A 16,935-nucleotide genomic window follows, 5' to 3' on the forward strand; every position below is an offset into this window, starting at 1 on the left:
AGGGGAAAAATGATGCAAACGTTTGAGATTAAAGAAGACTTTTTATTAAATGGACAACCAATAAAAATTATTAGCGGGGCGATTCATTACTTTCGAATGACACCTAGACAATGGGAAGATAGCCTCTATAATCTGAAAACTTTAGGGGCTAATACAGTAGAAACCTACATCCCTTGGAATATTCATGAACCAGAAGAAGGCGTATACGATTTTGAAGGAATGAAAAACATTGAAGCATTTGTCCGCTTGGCAGAAAAACTGAATTTACTAGTTATTCTGCGTCCTTCGGCTTATATTTGTGCAGAATGGGAGTTTGGTGGCTTACCAGCATGGCTTTTGAAAGAAAAAGGTGTGCGATTACGTTCGACAGATCCTATTTTTATGACTAAAGTTCGTAACTATTTTCAAGTATTACTGCCTAAACTAGCACCACTGCAGATAACACAAGGTGGACCAGTGATCATGATGCAGGTTGAAAATGAATATGGGTCCTATGGCATGGAGAAAGCGTACTTACAACAAACCAAGCAGATAATGGAAGAACTGGGGATTGAGGTTCCTCTTTTTACATCTGATGGCGCTTGGGAAGAGGTTTTGGATGCGGGGACGTTAATTGAAGAGGATGTTTTTGTGACAGGAAATTTTGGTAGTCATTCGAAAGAAAATGCTGCCGTTTTGAGAAAATTTATGACTCGTCATGGTAAAAAATGGCCATTGATGTGCATGGAATACTGGGATGGGTGGTTCAATCGTTGGGGTGAACCAGTGATTCAGCGAGAAGGTACCGACTTGGCGAAGGAAGTAAAAGATATGCTGGCAGTGGGTTCTTTAAATCTCTATATGTTTCATGGAGGAACAAATTTCGGCTTTTATAACGGGTGTTCGGCGCGAGGTGCAAAAGATTTACCTCAAGTCACTAGCTATGATTATGATGCTTTATTAACAGAAGCAGGAGAACCAACAGAAAAATATTATGCCGTTCAAAAAGCAATTAAAGAAGTATGTCCAGAAGTTTGGCAAGCACAACCACGCACGAAAAAACTGGGAAATTTGGGAAGCTTTCCAGTAACTGCTAGCGTATCCTTATTCGCAGTAAAAGATCAAATGATGACACCGAAGACCACCACGTATCCATTAAGTATGGAAGAAGCTGGCTCAGGCTATGGCTACTTGCTTTATTCGTTTGATTTAAAAAATTATCATCATGAAAATAAACTAAAAGTGGTCGAGGCCAGTGATCGTTTACACATTTATGTAGATGGAGATTTAGCTGCTACCCAATATCAAGAGACAGTGGGAGAAGAGCTACTGATTTCAGGGCAAACTGAAAAAGACACACTTGCGTTAGATATCTTAGTGGAAAACTTAGGTCGCGTTAATTATGGCTTTAAATTAAATAATCCGACACAAAGTAAAGGAATTCGAGGTGGAGTGATGCAAGACATTCATTTTCACCAAGGCTATCAACACTATCCCTTAACTTTTTCACAAGAGCAATTAGCCAAGATTGATTACACAGCTGGAAAAAATCCATTGCAGCCTTCATTTTATCAAGTAACATTTGAATTAGAACAGCTAGCAGACACGTATATTGACTGTCGAGGCTATGGCAAAGGATTCGTTGTGGTCAATGGTCATCATCTAGGTCGTTATTGGGAAATAGGACCCATTCATTCGCTGTATTGTCCCAAAGAATTTTTACAGCAAGGACAAAATGAAGTAGTAATTTTTGAAACAGAGGGAATTGAAATTGAGTACTTGAAATTTACGAATCAAGTAATCATAGATTAAAAAAATAGAAGTAGAAGCTGAAATTTATTCGGCTTCTACTTCTATTTTGGTTTTGAAATATTTCCAATGTTTATAACTAATAATATATTCAGCAACACTACCATCTGCGAGATAGGAATGTTTAACTTGTTTAACAGCGGGTTCACGAAAACTTAATTGAAGTAAATTCAATAACTCAGCATCTTCGGGAAAGACAATTTCATTTGTTTCTACAGAAGCCAACGAGAAGAGGTCTACTGAAAAATCTTTACGGACTCGTTCATACACACTTGCATAAGCTGTGAGGTCCTTTGAGAGCGGCTCTTTAACAAGCTTTTTGGGAAGATGTGTGATATGTACGAGAAAGGGTGTATCTTCAGAATAGCGTACACGCTTGATTCTATAATAAGAAGCGTTAGCTGGTAAGCCTAATTCCTTTAAAATTTCGGCTTGAGTATCTTCTTCAATTGAAAGGACTTTAACTTTTTCAGAGTCTAAAGAATGCAACTCGATATCAGAAAATTTTACATTTTGCGAAACTTTTGATTTCGAAACAAAGGTCCCTTTTCCTTGGATACGATACAAGTAACCTGCACTGGTCAGCTCATTCAGTGCTTTGACAGCTGTGATAGAACTAACAGCATATTTTCGTTTAATATCGGCTTCAGAATAAAATTTATCACCAGGAATAAAGGTATGATTTTTTATTTCACGTAAAAGGTCTTGTTTAATTTGTTCATATTTAGGTAACATGCGATTGCCTCCATTCTAGTAATCGAATGAATTAAGCATAACATGTTAACTAGCCTTTAGCAAACACTTTGAAAAAGAGGAAAGACAATTTTTATTTAAAGAATTCAAAAAAATAAATTCAATATATTAAGATATTAGGTTTACGGATAACTTAGTATGTGTTATAGTAAGTTCGTAGAGAACATAACATGTTAAGTAGGGTCACCTACATCTAGGGAGGGAAATTCGTGGAAAACATTGTACTAATTAGTCATGGTAGCATGGCTGAAGGCGTCAAAGTTAGCTTAGAAATGATCGTTGGTCGGCAAGAACACGTGCATACAGTCTCATTACGACCAGATAGCGACAATCTTCAATTTGAGAAAGAGCTAAATGAAAAAATGAAAGCCCTTAACGGTACGACACTGATTATTGCTGATTTACTAGGAGGAACGCCATGTAACGTGGCAACTAAGAATTATTTGAACGTTGACGGAGTGGAAATTATTGCAGGGATGACGCTCTCTGTTGTGATTGAAGCAGTGGTTAATCAACAGGCTTCGATTAAAGAATTAGTTTGTTTAGCACAAGAAAATATTGTTGATGTAAAAGCTGGGATGAATCAAGCAGAACAAGAGATTTCAGAAGCCAGCAAAGAAAAAGAGTTAAGTAACTATAGTCAATATGCTGGAAAAGAAAATATTGTAAACACACGGATTGATGAACGGTTAATTCATGGACAAGTAGCGGGAATTTGGTCGACAAGTCTTAGTACACAGCGAATAATTGTAGCCAATGATGAGGCGGCTACAGATCCTTTACAAAAATCATCTTTGAGAATGGCAGCGCCTTCTTCGATGCGTTTATCTGTTCTTGGAGTAGAGGCTGCCGCTAAAAATATTCAATCAGGAAAATATGGTAAACAGCGTTTATTTTTATTATTTAAAAATCCGAAAGATGTGCTCCGCTTTATCGAAGCGCAAGGACCTATCAAAACTGTAAATGTTGGGAATATGAGTTACAAAGAAGGAGCACGCGAAGTAACAAAAAGTATTCAAGTTTTGCCAGAAGAAGAACAAATTTTTGAAACAATCGCTTCAAAAGGCGTCACTGTGACAGCCCAATTAGTTCCAAACGATCCAGTCGTTGATTTTATGAAAAAATTACGCGGCTAAAACTGTCAGACTAAGAAAGAATATTTTTAAATTTAGGAGGAAATTTCAATGCATTTAGCAGCGTATCAAATTATTTTAATTACTATTTATGCGTTTATTGCTATTAATGACTCACTTATTTCAAATACGTTGACGCAACCAGCTATTGCTGGAATGATTTCTGGAATGATTATGGGAGATTTAAAAACTGGTTTAATGGTTGGCGGCACTCTTCAATTAATGCGTTTAGGAATTGCTGCTTTTGGTGGAGCATCGGTACCTGATTATTTCACAGGGGCTGTTTTAGGAACCGCTTTCGCTGTGATCTCTGGAAAAGGAGCGGAGTATGGTATTGGCTTAGCTGTTCCTGTTTCTCTGTTGATGTTGCAACTAGATGTAGTGGCCCGTTTTTGTAATGTCTTTTTACTTCATAGTGTCGATAAAGCGATTGATAAGATGCAAGTAAAACGGATTCCACGCTTAGTTTTATCTGGTTCTGTTCTATGGGGACTGTCTCGTGCCATTCCGATTTTATTAATGTTATTAGCGGGGGATGCTGTAGTAACAACGATTACCGATAACATGCCAGAATGGCTAATGACGGGCTTAAAAACAGCTGGAGGAGTATTACCTGTTGTCGGTGTAGGGATTTTATTACGTTACTTGCCAACGAAGCAATATATCCCCTATTTACTATTAGGCTTTTTCTTAGCGGCTTATTTAAAAGTTCCAATGTTAGGTGTTTCGATAGTTGGGATGGTAGCAGCGATGCTTGTATTTAAACGTGATGGGGCAAAAAGCACGACACAAGCAACAACAGGAAATGGTGATTTTGAAGGAGGATATGACGGCGATGAGTAATCATAAACTGACAAAAAAAGAATTAAATGCAATTAGCTGGCGTTATATTTTAGGAAGCCAATTAAACTGGAACTATGAACGTATGATGAGTTCAGGATATTTATACGGCATCTTACCTGTTTTAAAAAAATTCTATGGTCATGATGAAGCACAATTTCAAGATATGATGCGCACACACAATCAATTTTTTAACACCAATGCTATTTTTGGGAATTTAATTATGGGGATTGATGTTGCGATTGAAGAGCAAGATGGCTATAAAGCGAAAGAAACAATTATTGCGTTAAAAACAGCTCTGATGGGTTCTTTGGCAGGCGTTGGGGACTCTTTATTCCACGTTATTTGGGGGACGATTTTCGGCTCTGTTGCAGGGACACTGGCTCAAAATGGTTCGGTGGTGGGCTGTGTTATTTGGATTATTGCAAATATTGCACTATTGTTTGGTCGGGCCGCGCTCTTACCACTTGGTTATAAGCAAGGGGTCAAACTAGTGACGACCTTAAAAGACAAGTTATCTGCCTTTACGAATGCAGCAACTGTTCTTGGTGTGACTGTGATTGGTGCCTTAATTCCTTCAGTTATCAAGGCGACAGTTCCTTTTGTTTATAAAAAGAACGGGGTCGAATTAGTTATTCAAGATACGTTAGATGCGATTTTGCCTTCCTTAGTTCCAATCTTACTTGTTCTTTTAACTTATTGGATGTTAGGTCAAAAGAAATTAAATTCCACACGAGTGATTTGGATTATTTTAATTTTATCGATTGTTTTGAGTGCCTTTGGTATTTTGGCGTAAAAAGTATATTAAGTGATTTTCAGAGAGTCGGAGAGTGTAGAAAGTATTTTTCTTCACTCTTTTTCTCTAATTTGGATGTAAGCGTTTTACGATAATTTTTTAGGAGGAGAAAGAATGAAAAACAGGAAAATATGGGTAATGCTGGTCGGACTGTTTACTGCTTTGACGAGTGGATTTATGGGAACCACCCTTACTTTTGCAGAAGAAAACGAAGCGAGCCAAACGATTGAGCAACCCTCTTACATTTCAGATTTTCCCAATCAAGTTGGGCATTGGCAAGATTTGGTGGGAACAGCAGAAAAAAAGAATGATTCTGCTGGTTTATGGATCGCAAACACGAAGCAAGGGACAAACCTAGAATCTGTCTCTATCAATCTTGATGCACGCGAACAATCTTCAGGAGATCTTGAACTAACCTTTTTATATGAAGGACAAAGTAACTTCGGATTGGTTTTTCGCGGAGATAAACAAAAGACGAGTCAATGGCAATCTTTTGCTTATAATCGTGACGGCCGCTGGCAATTAGGACAACCAGGCGGTAAATGGCTAACTAATATTCCGGGGCCAACATTACTAAGTGGCCAACAATATAAACTGCTGGTTCGCTATGATGGGAAAAAAATTCAAACATTCCTGAATGATCAATTATTTTATGAAAATGAAGAGGTTCATTATCCTGATGGTACGTCCATTAATGATGACTGGACGGGGGCTGTAGGAATTAGACTATTTGGTAATCTATCAAAGCTGAATATCATTTCTATGAAAAGTGGCTCCGTTGGTAGCATTCCTGTTATCGATTCATCTGCAGAATACCGAGAATTAAAAGAAAAATGGCGAAATCAGCTTGTTTCAAAAGAATATGATTCAACTAACCAAGCGCTTGTAGACTACGTCCAAAAAATCTCCAATGAAGCAACAGAACTCGATCAAACGATGAATAAAGAGCCGAACCGCAGCTATTTATGGCCACTAGAGCCTGGCAATACGCCATCTGCTGATTTAACGACTCAATTTACCAAATTGCAAAAATTAGCGTTAGCCTATGGAACGAAGGGGAGTACGCTTTACCAAGATGACAAATTGGCAGCAACCATTATTGATGGCTTAGATTTTATGGTAACGCAAAAAGGATATGATGGGAAAAAGTACCACGGAAATTGGTGGGACTGGCAAATTGGTGTGCCACAGAAGTTTCTTAATATTCTAATGATTTTAGAGGATAAAGTTTCTCCGGAAAAGCAACAAATCTATACAAATGCGTTGAGCAGTTATGTCCCAGATCCATTTAAACAGTTGTATACAAAACCACAAGGAACGTTTGTGGATTTAGCTTTTATCCCAAATTTTGTGACATCAGGAGCGAACCGAACGGACTTAGCTTTAACTGTTTTGGGGTTAGGAATTTTACAAAAGGATAGCGGGAAAATTAACCAAGCATCCAGTAGTATCGTCGATGTATTTAAATTAGTCACAAAAGGTGATGGTTTTTACCAAGATGGTTCTTTTATCCAGCACAATAACATTCCTTATACAGGTTCGTATGGCAATGTTTTGGTGAAAGGGGTTGGACAAATTTTGGCCATTACAGCAGATTCATCTTTTCAAATGGATGCAACTCTTGTGACAGAATTTGTTGAAAATGTTGATCGTGCCTTTCTTCCTTTGATTTATAAAGGTGAAATGCTACCAACTGTGAATGGCCGTTCCATCTCAAGAGCCCCAGCAGTTGGAAAAACAGGCTACGGCTCAACTACCATGTATAATTTATTAATTGTGGCTAAATTTGCTCCTAATAATTATCAAAAGAAATTTCAAGAAGCCGTTAAATATTGGATGAAGGAGAACCCAGATTATTATTTGACAAATGCTCGTGATTTTAATGATTTACAGATGACTATGCAACTTTTAACTAATCCAGAAATTACGGGAGGGCAACTTCCTTTTACAGGCACGAAACTTTATGCTTCGATGGATCGATTTGTCCAACGCACACCTAGTTATATGTTTGGGCTAGGCTTGTATTCAAAGCGCACTGCATCTTTTGAAGCAGGGAATAAAGAAAATAAACGTGGCTGGCACACTGGTGACGGAATGATGTACGTATATAATGATGACGAGGTTCAATTTAATTCCAGCTATTGGCCAACTGTAGATCCCTATCGACTACCAGGAACAACGGTAGATACCATTTCTTTGGCAGATGAAGTTTCAGCATTTACAACAATCACATCGAAAGAGCAATGGGTTGGTGGAGTAACGTCAGACAATCAGGCAGTAGTAGGGATGGCTCTTAATAAAGACGGGACCAAAAATAATGGGAAACTTTTAACTATGAACCTACAAGCTAAAAAATCTTGGTTTTTATTAAATGGGCAAATTATCGCATTAGGCGCAGGAATTAAAGGGGATACAGAAGCTTCGATTGAGACAGTTGTTGATAATCGTTTGTTAAATGATGCGTATCAGTATCAAGTGCTATCAAATATTGGGGAGATTCATGAGAAAAATGAAACGAGTAAAAAACAATGGTTATTACTAAAGTCGGATCATTCCAATGCTAATATGGGTTATTATTTTCCAGAAGAAACAACGGTAAATGTTAAAAGTGAAACTAGAAAAGGAACCTATAAAGCAATTAATGAAGCATTTCCAAGTGATAAAGAATATGTAGGTGATTATCGAACATTTACGATTCAACATGGTCAACACCCAACGAACGAGCATTATGCTTATGTAGTTTTACCAGGAATCGATGAAACTGATTTAAAAACATATGCTGCCAAAAAAACAGTAGAAGTTCTCTCAAATACAGAAGAAATTCAAGCAGTTAAGCAAGAAGAAGAAGGCTATCTTGGGGTTAACATTTGGTCAGAAACTGGCGGTACAATAGCAGGGATTACCTCAAATAAAGCTATTTCTTTAATGAGAAAGACACAACAACACCAAAAAACGTATACTTTCTCTGATCCTACACAAACAACTAAGACACTGACTTTAAAAATACCAAAAGATTACAGCACAGTAATTAGTCAAAGTGACGGAATCACTTATGATGATGCAACAGAAACCTTTACTATTAATTTTGAAAATGCTGCAGGAAGTAGTAAACAAATTATTGTAGAATAACTAAAAGAAATTAAAGTAGCCTCAAATTCCAGTTTAAACTGGAATTTGAGGCTACTTTGTTGAAATTATTTAAGATTCTAACATTTCTGCAGGTAATAAAATCGTTTCACGATGGCCATCATCAAAAGCAAAAATTCGCGACGGATATGCCGTAGAATAACTAAATGGTAAGTCGATTGCCATTTCTACTGAACTATTTTCTTGAGAAAAATGGACAGTCACTTTGCCATTATTGTTCAACAAATCAAAGTGAAGTAAGTCGTTTAAAGGGATAACCCCTTTTAGATTTAAGTCAATAATCAACCAAATACTATCAATTAAGCCACTAGGTAAGCTAGAAACAACACCTAATGAAGCATAGCGGCTACGGTCACTATCAAAACGTTCAAACATATGGATGACCTCCTTTTTGTTTACTTACTTTTAGTATACTGCAAATTTTAAAAAAAGAAATTGTTTCGTTTGAAAATATTGCGTAGATTAGCAAAAATTTAATATTCCTCTGTAGCTTCCTAGCTTTGCAGGTGTCATCATTTATGTGAAGAAATCAAGACATGCAGTAAAAAGAAAATGGGACGTACGTTGTTTCAACGTACATCCCATTTCTAAAACTTAAGAGAATCAGCTGAACAAAAGTGTACTCTTTATTCGGCTAATTCTGGTTCAGTCGTTTCAGCAGCTGTTCCTTCTTCTTCTTCAGGAGCAGTTTGTGCTTCAACAATAGCAACTAGTTGTTCTTCTGGATCAGTTAAAATTTCATAGTCTTTGTGTTCAGGTAAATCAGCGATTGTAAGAGCATCACCAATTTCTAAGTTTGTAATATCTACTTCAATTGATTCTGGCAATTTATCTGGTGTGGCTGCCACTAAAACAGTGTACAAGTTTTGAGCTAAGGTACCCCCAGCTTTCACACCTGCAGATTCACCAATTAATTGAACTTCTGCTTCGACTTCTGTTGTTTCTTTCATATTTACAGATAAGAATTCAACATGAAGCATTTGACCAGTAAAGGTATCTAATTGTGCTTTCGTCATTAATGTGTTGATGTTTTTGCCATCAACTGTCATTTTAATAACAGTGTTAGCACCATGTTCGCGTAAAATTTTTGATAAGTCTTTTTCTTCAAAATAGATTGGTGTACTTTCAATTTGGTAACCGTAAACAATGGCAGGTACTTTCCCTTCGTGACGTAGCTGATTTCTTAGTGAACGTGGACGGATAGCTCTTTCTTTAACTTCTAATTGTACTGACATAACCTAATTCCTCCTTGAAATAATGAGTGATTTGGTTAAACTCAGAAACAAAACATAATGGAAAAAAGAAACTCTTTTTTCAGTTGTTCTTGTCTAGAAAAATGCTAACAATAATCAAAAAATCCCCACAAATATTGCCAGGCAACACTCATGGGAATGGTTCATTGTTATCGTTGTTCTCTCCCAGGTCATTACGCTGTTTTTGAGAAACCTTTATTTACTTTACTTATTAACCGTAACACTTATATTTTTATACGTCAAGGAATTACCTTTTTCTACTTTTCATCTTTAACGGATTCCACTATACTAATACCAGAATGGAGCGGAACAATGCGATTAGATAAATTACTAGAAGAACTTCAGTTTGGATCACGCAAAACGGTGAAACGAATAATCAGAGGCAAGCAGGTCACTGTGGATGGCATCGTGACATTAAATGAAAGCCAAAACGTCGATGCGCAATTACAAATGATTAAAGTAAAAGGACAATTAATTTCGCATAAGACCCATGTGTACTACATGTTGAATAAGCCAAAAGGTGTGGTTAGCGCTGTCTCAGATGCATCTAAAAAAACAGTCATTGATTTGATTGCGCCACAAGACAGACGCCCTGGTCTTTATCCAGTGGGAAGACTCGATGGCGATACGGAAGGGTTACTTCTATTAACAGATAATGGACAATTAGGGTATCAATTAATTCGGCCAAATAAAGAAGTAGCGAAATGTTATGAAGTGAAAGTCAATGGTTTGGTCTCTGCAGAAGATTGTGCTAAATTTAAAGATGGGATTGTTTTGCAAGGAGGCATTCAATGTAAGCCAGCAAAAATAACTGTTCTTGCAGCGACTGAAACGGAGAGTCATGTTTTCCTGACTATTCAAGAAGGAAAATTTCACCAAGTGAAAAAAATGTTTTTATCTGTGGGGAAAAAAGTGACTGCTTTAAAACGCCAAACTATGGGGCCGTTGCGGCTAGATCCGCAATTACCTTTAGGTGCTTATCGTTCATTAACCAGAGAAGAGTTACAATTGCTATTGCCTTATTTTTTTATTGAAAAACAACAAACAAGCAAAGCGTTACCGAGTAATTTGAAAAGAGAAGAGGAACGGAAATGAAAACATTGCTTTTTGATGTTGATGATACATTGTTAGATTTTAAATTGGCTGAAAAGAAGGCGCTCCATGCCTTATTTGAAGAAGAAAATGTACCATTTACATCTGAAGTCGAGTCAACGTACCACCGAATTAATCAAGGATTATGGCGTTCATTTGAAGAAGGAAAAATAACAAAAGATGTTCTCCTTGATACACGGTTTGGTTTATTGTTTGACGCGTTTAATCGAGAAGTTGATAGCGTTAGAATGGGAGAAAACTACCGAGAATATTTGAGTCAAGGACACGACTTGCTTGGCAATAGCCAACGTATCTTGGAAAAATTAGCACCCCATTATGATTTATATATTGTGACAAATGGAGTGGCAAAAACACAGTATCGTCGGTTGGAAGATTCGAAATTAATGCCTTATTTTAAAGATATTTTTGTTTCAGAAGAAGTGGGTTATCAAAAACCAATGAAAGAGTATTTTGATTTTGTTTTTGAACGGATTCCTAATTTTAGTCGAGAAAAAACAATGATTATTGGCGATTCTTTGCATTCAGATATTCAAGGAGGTCAACAAGCGAAAATTCAAACTGTTTGGCTCAATCCGACCTCCGCTCCAGCAACACCAACCATTCAACCCAATTATACGATTCAACAGCTAGATGAGTTGTTACCAATTCTTGGGCATTAAAAAACAACATTTCCTGTACAGGAAATGTTGTTTTTTAACTTAAATGTAACCGTAAGCGAACCATATCCTTTAAAGGCAAGCCGTTTTCTATAATAGGCTCATCATAATGATGGATAAAAAAATCTGGTTCAATATGTGTCATTCGAAAGCCGACTTTTTGGTAGAGATATAGCTGTTGAAAGCCTGTGCTCCCAGTCCCAATCTCCAAGGAATCATACTTTTCTTTTTTGGCAAAATCAATGGCAAAATGTAATAATTCTTGCCCGATGCCCCGCCCTCGGCTTTCTTCTGAGACAGCGATGTTTACGATTTCCAATGTCCGTGGGTGAGTCGGCAACAGGACTAAAATTCCTTGAAGTTCTTCAGTCTGATAGTCAAAGCAAATGCCGCGGGTAATATAATCTGCCACCATTTTTTTTGCTGGATCTGCCTCATAAAGAAGAGCGTAATGCGCCGTTGTAAGTGTTTCTTTTTTGACTTTTTTAATCATAGGTAGGATTCTCCTTTTATTGATAAGTATACTGTAATTGAAAGAAGTGTGGGCAGATTTTTCATAAGAAGATAAAAATCACATGAAAAGTCTTGGAAAAGGTCTGGCATTCTTCAGAGTTTTCATTATAATAGTAAAAGACAATGAAGTTTTTGAAAAGAAAGAGGTTTATACATGAAAGATAGTCAGCCAATTATCATTGGTGTTACTGGCGGATCAGGAAGCGGAAAAACCAGTGTTAGCCGTGCGATTTTTAATAATTTTCCCGATCATTCAATTATGATGTTAGAACAGGATTCTTATTATAAAGATCAGAGCCATTTGAGTTTTGAAGAACGTTTAAATACCAATTATGATCATCCTTTTGCGTTTGATACAGATTTATTGATTCAACATGTTGAACAACTGTTAAATTATCAAGCCATTGAAAAGCCAGTTTATGACTACGTTGCGCATACAAGAAGTACAGAAACGGTGATCCAAGAACCGAAAGAAGTAATTATTCTTGAAGGGATTTTAATTTTAGAAGATCGCCGCTTAAGGGATTTAATGGATATTAAAGTGTATGTGGATACAGATGATGACATCCGTATTATTCGTCGAATCAAGCGTGATATGGAAGAACGTGGCCGTACGTTGGATTCTGTGATTGAACAATATTTGACAGTCGTCAAGCCCATGTATCACCAATTTATTGAACCTACGAAACGTTATGCAGATATCATTGTGCCAGAAGGTGGCGAAAACCACGTCGCTATTGATTTAATTAATACAAAAGTGGATAGTATTTTAACAAAAATGTAATAGTCAGCTTAAATAGCCGTCTCTATATCAGAGTCGACTGTTTAAGCTTTTTTTGACTTTTAAAGGGTTGTTTTATCAAATATTTTAAGGGATAGCTAAAAAGTTGAAAATATTGAAAGAAACAATATGCTATAATTTTTTAAAGGAAAAGGAGGGAAGGGAATCTGAATGATAAAAAGAGGTGAGGTTTTTTATGCGAATCTCTCACCAGTTGTTGGTTCTGAACAAGGTGGGATTCGACCTGTCCTGATTATTCAAAATAACAAAGGTAACTTATTTAGTCCAACGTTGATTGTTGCACCGATTACCCGTAACGTAAGCAAGCGGCTGCAACCAACGCAAGTCCTCATCGAAATTCCCCATAACGAATGCAGGACGCCATCACTTATTTTGTTAGAACAAATTCGAACATTGGATAAAGAACGAATGCTACACAAGGTTTGTCAACTTTCTCGTGAAGAGATGGAACAGGTCAATCAAGCTTTAAAAGTTAGCGTTGGTATCCGTTAATTTACATATAAAGAAATCGTTTTGGGGAAACGGTTTCTTTTTTTTGTTGAAATGGTTTCCAAATATTCATTTTTCTCGTATAGTGAAAGAGGAGGCGATCACATGGATAAAATTCGTTATGGAATTATGAGTACTGCCCAAATTGTCCCAAGATTTGTAGCAGGGCTTCGAGAAAGCGCGCAAGCTGAGGTGCGCGGGATTGCATCAAGGCGTTTAGAGAATGCTCAAAAAATGGCTAAAGAATTAGCGATTCCGGTAGCTTATGGCAGTTATGAAGAGTTATGTAAGGATGAAACAATTGATATTATTTATATTCCCACCTACAATCAAGGACATTACTCAGCAGCTAAGCTTGCGTTATCACAAGGAAAACCCGTCCTACTGGAAAAACCATTTACATTAAATGCTGCTGAAGCAGAAGAACTCTTCGCAATCGCACAGGAGCAAGGGGTTTTTCTAATGGAAGCTCAGAAATCTGTCTTTTTACCAATTACCCAAAAAGTAAAGGCGACGATTCAAGAAGGGGGATTGGGAGAAATTTTATGGGTTCAGTCAGTTACTGCCTATCCCAATGTGGATCATATTCCCTGGTTTTACTCGAGAGAAGCGGGTGGTGGAGCGCTTCATGGCTCAGGAAGTTATCCATTACAATACTTACAATACGTATTAGGGAAAGAAATTCAAGCGGTTACGGGAACCGCAACGTATCAGCAAGGGGCGACGGATAGTCAATGTAATTTAGCTTTAAAATTTGCTGAAGGGACACTGGGCAATATTTTTATTAATGTTGGTTTAAAGATACCTAGTGAAATGACCATCTGTGGGACAAAAGGGCAAATCGTTATTCCTAATTTCTGGAAAACAGATTGTGCTTATTATACAGATGCTCAAGGCAACACTGTCAAATGGTCTGAACAATTCACTAGTGAATTTACGTATGAAATCAATCATGTGAATCAATGTTTACAAGACAAAAAGTTAACTAGCCCCGTAATGACGAAAGAATTAACGATAGCAACCGTCAAAATTGTTGAAGGTTTTTATCAAGAATGGTTTGATAGCGAATAATTACCACCACTTGCTATCCATACTATTCTGTGTTAAAGTGTGTTTTATGCGACGAGTTGACTCAATCAGATAGCTTCGGCTATTCCGTTTTGACGGCTAGTGATTGTCAAACACAACGACACCAGATAGTACGGCTATCAGTTACCGGATTTGTAACGTGTCGGACAGAATACTTTTGTGGAGAAGGTCTCTGTCTATTTATGCAAATAAATAGTGTGGTATCCCTTAACAGTTACTACTGTTAAGGGATTTTTTTGTATGAAAAGAGAAGTGTTGCACTTTTATAAGTGCAACTTTTTTGTGTTGTGGAACAGATAAAATAACGCTATAGTTTTAAGTGTAAAGGGAAAAGAAAAGAGGTGACAAGGCATGACCGTGTTGTTGTCCAAAAGAGCGATAAATATTTTATTGATGCTTTTGGATTTGGAAGGGAGCATTACCACGCAAGAATTAGCTGAGAACTTTACTGTCAGCGTTCGAACAATTAAGTATGATTTAGAAGATATTCGTGCTTGGTTTGAACAGCACGATGAGACACTTTATTCAAAACGAAATAAGGGAATCTGGCTAGATTTACCTGACTCTAAACGCTTACTGTTAAAAAATGAAATTATCGATGTCGATCGATTTGAAACCTATCCTGATCAAAAAAGACGAGTCAATGTATTGATTTTTCAGCTATTGTCAGTCAAAGGGTACTTAACGGCACAGCAGCTAGCAGATGAATTATTAGTGAGTCGAAACACAATTGTCAGTGATTTGGAACAGGTCGAACGGTTGCTGCAAGCATATGATTTAACCTTAATTCGCCAAGCACGGCAAGGTTTTACAATCAGTGGTGAAGAAAGCAATGTACGCTTACTGATGGAATTTATCACTCAAAAAGAACTTACAGAATACGATATTTACCAAATTATGAACTATGTGACAAAGACAAAAGGGGCTGAAAAAATCCCTAAAATTAAATTTGGGTCAGGGACATTGTTTCAAGGTTGTTATCGTAGTGCATTGAAAAAAATGCGAAATTTAATTAATCCACTCGATCAAAATCAATTTGATTATGCCGAAATATTATCTATTACGTTGAGAGTGGCAATTGCCGCAGCACGTATGCAGATGGCACATACAATTGGGACTTACCGAGTGTTATCGCAAAAAACACGCTTTGAACAACGGAACGAAGTACCACTTTTACTTTTACAAGAGGTGTTTGAACGGTATGACTTGCCTTTATTAGCGGATGAATATTTTTATATTTATAGTGATTTATTCGGAACCCATCAACGGCAAGATATGGTTCAATTAACAAAGCAAGTGATTGAAAGCGTTTCAAAAGAGCTGAATTATCCTTTTGTAAATGATCGCCAATTATTTACGAACTTGTTTGCACACCTGTCCTTACGTTTTACAAAGAAACATTTATTTATTAATGAATACAATCCGTTTTCTGAAGAAATCAAAGGAAAACACCCAGCGTTATTTTTAGCTATTCAAAGTGCCTGTAAACAATTAATTCAACGTTCTGTTTTGTTAGTCAACGATTCTTTCTGCGCATATATTGCGTTGCATTTTTTGGCAGCTCAGGAACGACAACAGCAGGAAGCTAAAGTTGTTAGGATTGTGTATGTTTGCTCGACGGGCTTAGGTGTGACCAGTTTAATTGAACAAAAAATTTTAGAGGAAGTACCAAACGTTGAACTCGCAGGATTTGCTTCTGTTTTAAATGCAACTGAAGTGATTCAAGCAGAAAAGCCCGATTTGGTATTGAGTATTTTCCCAATTGAAGAAATGACATACCCATTTATTAAAGTTAGTCCATTGTTGACGGACACAGACTTAAGTTTGATTCGGGAAGAGGTCGATAAAATTTTATTAGGGAAACGTCAAGGAAAAGGTACCGCTCGCTCCACGAAATCTGATGTAATTGAAAAAAATGAACGGATACAAAGCCAAGATTTGTTAGTGAAAGCGTATATTATTTATGAAGAGTTAAAACGAATGTTTCAAACAAAGTTACTGAGCGAATATCAAGAAGCCTTTTTACTTCACGTTTTATTAATGACACATCGGATTACGTTTAATAAACAATACGAAGAGATTCCTTGTAATAGAGAAGTATCTCATGAAAGGCAAGAAGAAATTCGGCAAATTGAATGTTTATTTGCTAAAAATGAGTTACCTGTCAATCATGCTGAAATTTCAGCATTACTTAATTATTTAGAACAACCAAAGGAGGAAGAGGATGGAACTAGCAATGGAAGCACAGGAGATCATTCGACAAAGTGCTGAACCAGAAAAGCTACAATCGATTATCAAACAAACCAGTGCGCGATTAGCAGAAGCACAAATTGAACCAACGGAATTACAGTGGACGATTTTGATTAACCATCTCAATGAGATGCTGAATCGTTCAAGAGAAGGAACGACATTATCTGGTGTTGATCGGACGTTATTTACGGAACTAACACCAGAAACGTTGAAAATTGCACAAGAAACAACAGAAGCAATTGGTCAGTTATCAGAAGATGAATGGTATGTTTTAGCTGTTCATTTTGAAGTTGCTAAACAAAACAATTAATAG

The 16,935-nt window shown here is 37.0% G+C and carries 16 protein-coding genes; 12 read left to right on the plus strand and 4 right to left on the minus strand.

Annotated elements, in window-relative coordinates; translation table 11 throughout:
* Positions 1-12: 12 nt before the first annotated feature.
* Positions 13-1,791: a glycoside hydrolase family 35 protein gene (locus IGJ41_RS03085; protein WP_438713860.1), complete on the plus strand. Its 1,779-nt coding sequence runs from the start codon at positions 13-15 to the stop codon at positions 1,789-1,791.
* A 24-nt stretch (positions 1,792-1,815) separates the two neighbouring features.
* On the opposite strand, the gene IGJ41_RS03090 is transcribed toward IGJ41_RS03085, so the two are convergent.
* A complete protein-coding gene (locus IGJ41_RS03090; protein ID WP_002364758.1) occupies positions 1,816-2,523 on the minus strand; it encodes a GntR family transcriptional regulator in 708 nt (235 codons plus the stop codon).
* A 260-nt stretch (positions 2,524-2,783) separates the two neighbouring features.
* Here IGJ41_RS03090 and IGJ41_RS03095 point away from each other — a divergent pair, with 260 nt between their 5' ends.
* The 4 genes from IGJ41_RS03095 (at position 2,784) to IGJ41_RS03110 (ending at position 8,439) form a co-directional block, all read left to right on the plus strand.
* Positions 2,784-3,677, plus strand: coding sequence for a PTS mannose/fructose/sorbose transporter subunit IIAB (locus tag IGJ41_RS03095; RefSeq protein ID WP_002383065.1), 894 nt, complete (start codon positions 2,784-2,786; stop codon positions 3,675-3,677).
* A 48-nt stretch (positions 3,678-3,725) separates the two neighbouring features.
* Complete coding sequence (locus tag IGJ41_RS03100) at positions 3,726-4,517, plus strand: PTS mannose/fructose/sorbose/N-acetylgalactosamine transporter subunit IIC (protein ID WP_002358771.1); 792 nt, start codon at positions 3,726-3,728, stop codon at positions 4,515-4,517.
* A complete protein-coding gene (locus IGJ41_RS03105; protein WP_033591546.1) occupies positions 4,501-5,310 on the plus strand; it encodes a PTS system mannose/fructose/sorbose family transporter subunit IID in 810 nt (269 codons plus the stop codon). Before IGJ41_RS03100 ends, IGJ41_RS03105 begins: the two co-directional genes overlap by 17 nt.
* Positions 5,311-5,424: 114 nt before the next feature.
* On the plus strand, positions 5,425-8,439 hold the full coding sequence (locus tag IGJ41_RS03110; RefSeq protein ID WP_002364752.1) for a polysaccharide lyase 8 family protein: 3,015 nt from the start codon (positions 5,425-5,427) through the stop codon (positions 8,437-8,439).
* A 69-nt stretch (positions 8,440-8,508) separates the two neighbouring features.
* Here IGJ41_RS03110 and IGJ41_RS03115 read toward each other — a convergent pair whose 3' ends face one another.
* Positions 8,509-8,832 carry a DUF960 domain-containing protein gene (locus IGJ41_RS03115; protein WP_002355697.1) on the minus strand — a complete coding sequence of 108 codons (324 nt, stop codon included), beginning with the start codon at positions 8,830-8,832 and terminating at the stop codon, positions 8,509-8,511.
* Positions 8,833-9,083: 251 nt separating this feature from the next.
* The gene (locus IGJ41_RS03120; protein WP_104855579.1) at positions 9,084-9,692 is read right to left on the minus strand and encodes a 50S ribosomal protein L25/general stress protein Ctc; all 609 of its coding nucleotides are present in this window, start codon (positions 9,690-9,692) and stop codon (positions 9,084-9,086) included.
* 330 nt (positions 9,693-10,022) lie between these two features.
* On the opposite strand from IGJ41_RS03120, the gene IGJ41_RS03125 reads away from it, so the two are divergent.
* Both IGJ41_RS03125 and IGJ41_RS03130 read left to right on the plus strand, forming a co-directional pair.
* Positions 10,023-10,805 (plus strand): 16S rRNA pseudouridine(516) synthase, encoded by a 783-nt coding sequence (locus IGJ41_RS03125; protein ID WP_002358774.1) that lies wholly within the window; start codon positions 10,023-10,025, stop codon positions 10,803-10,805.
* On the plus strand, positions 10,802-11,482 hold the full coding sequence (locus IGJ41_RS03130) for a YjjG family noncanonical pyrimidine nucleotidase (protein WP_002378056.1): 681 nt from the start codon (positions 10,802-10,804) through the stop codon (positions 11,480-11,482). The genes IGJ41_RS03125 and IGJ41_RS03130 overlap by 4 nt, the downstream gene beginning before the upstream one ends.
* 34 nt (positions 11,483-11,516) lie before the next feature.
* Here IGJ41_RS03130 and IGJ41_RS03135 read toward each other — a convergent pair whose 3' ends face one another.
* The gene (locus IGJ41_RS03135; RefSeq protein WP_002383069.1) at positions 11,517-11,972 is read right to left on the minus strand and encodes a GNAT family N-acetyltransferase; all 456 of its coding nucleotides are present in this window, start codon (positions 11,970-11,972) and stop codon (positions 11,517-11,519) included.
* 174 nt (positions 11,973-12,146) lie between these two features.
* Between IGJ41_RS03135 and udk the strand changes: the two genes are divergently transcribed.
* The 5 genes from udk (at position 12,147) to IGJ41_RS03160 (ending at position 16,932) form a co-directional block, all read left to right on the plus strand.
* Positions 12,147-12,776 (plus strand): uridine kinase, encoded by a 630-nt coding sequence (udk, locus tag IGJ41_RS03140; RefSeq protein WP_002355702.1) that lies wholly within the window; start codon positions 12,147-12,149, stop codon positions 12,774-12,776.
* Between the two features lie 168 nt (positions 12,777-12,944).
* The gene (locus IGJ41_RS03145) at positions 12,945-13,286 is read left to right on the plus strand and encodes a type II toxin-antitoxin system PemK/MazF family toxin (protein ID WP_002355703.1); all 342 of its coding nucleotides are present in this window, start codon (positions 12,945-12,947) and stop codon (positions 13,284-13,286) included.
* Positions 13,287-13,388: 102 nt separating this feature from the next.
* Complete coding sequence (locus IGJ41_RS03150) at positions 13,389-14,354, plus strand: Gfo/Idh/MocA family protein (RefSeq protein ID WP_010816352.1); 966 nt, start codon at positions 13,389-13,391, stop codon at positions 14,352-14,354.
* A gap of 369 nt (positions 14,355-14,723) precedes the next feature.
* A complete protein-coding gene (locus IGJ41_RS03155) occupies positions 14,724-16,643 on the plus strand; it encodes a BglG family transcription antiterminator (RefSeq protein WP_002388793.1) in 1,920 nt (639 codons plus the stop codon).
* Positions 16,609-16,932, plus strand: a complete 324-nt coding sequence (locus tag IGJ41_RS03160; RefSeq protein WP_002393661.1) for a PRD domain-containing protein — start codon at positions 16,609-16,611, stop codon at positions 16,930-16,932. The genes IGJ41_RS03155 and IGJ41_RS03160 overlap by 35 nt, the downstream gene beginning before the upstream one ends.
* Positions 16,933-16,935 lie beyond the last annotated feature (3 nt).

The organism is Enterococcus sp. DIV1537a, assembly GCF_051712085.1.
Lineage (GTDB): Bacteria > Bacillota > Bacilli > Lactobacillales > Enterococcaceae > Enterococcus > Enterococcus faecalis.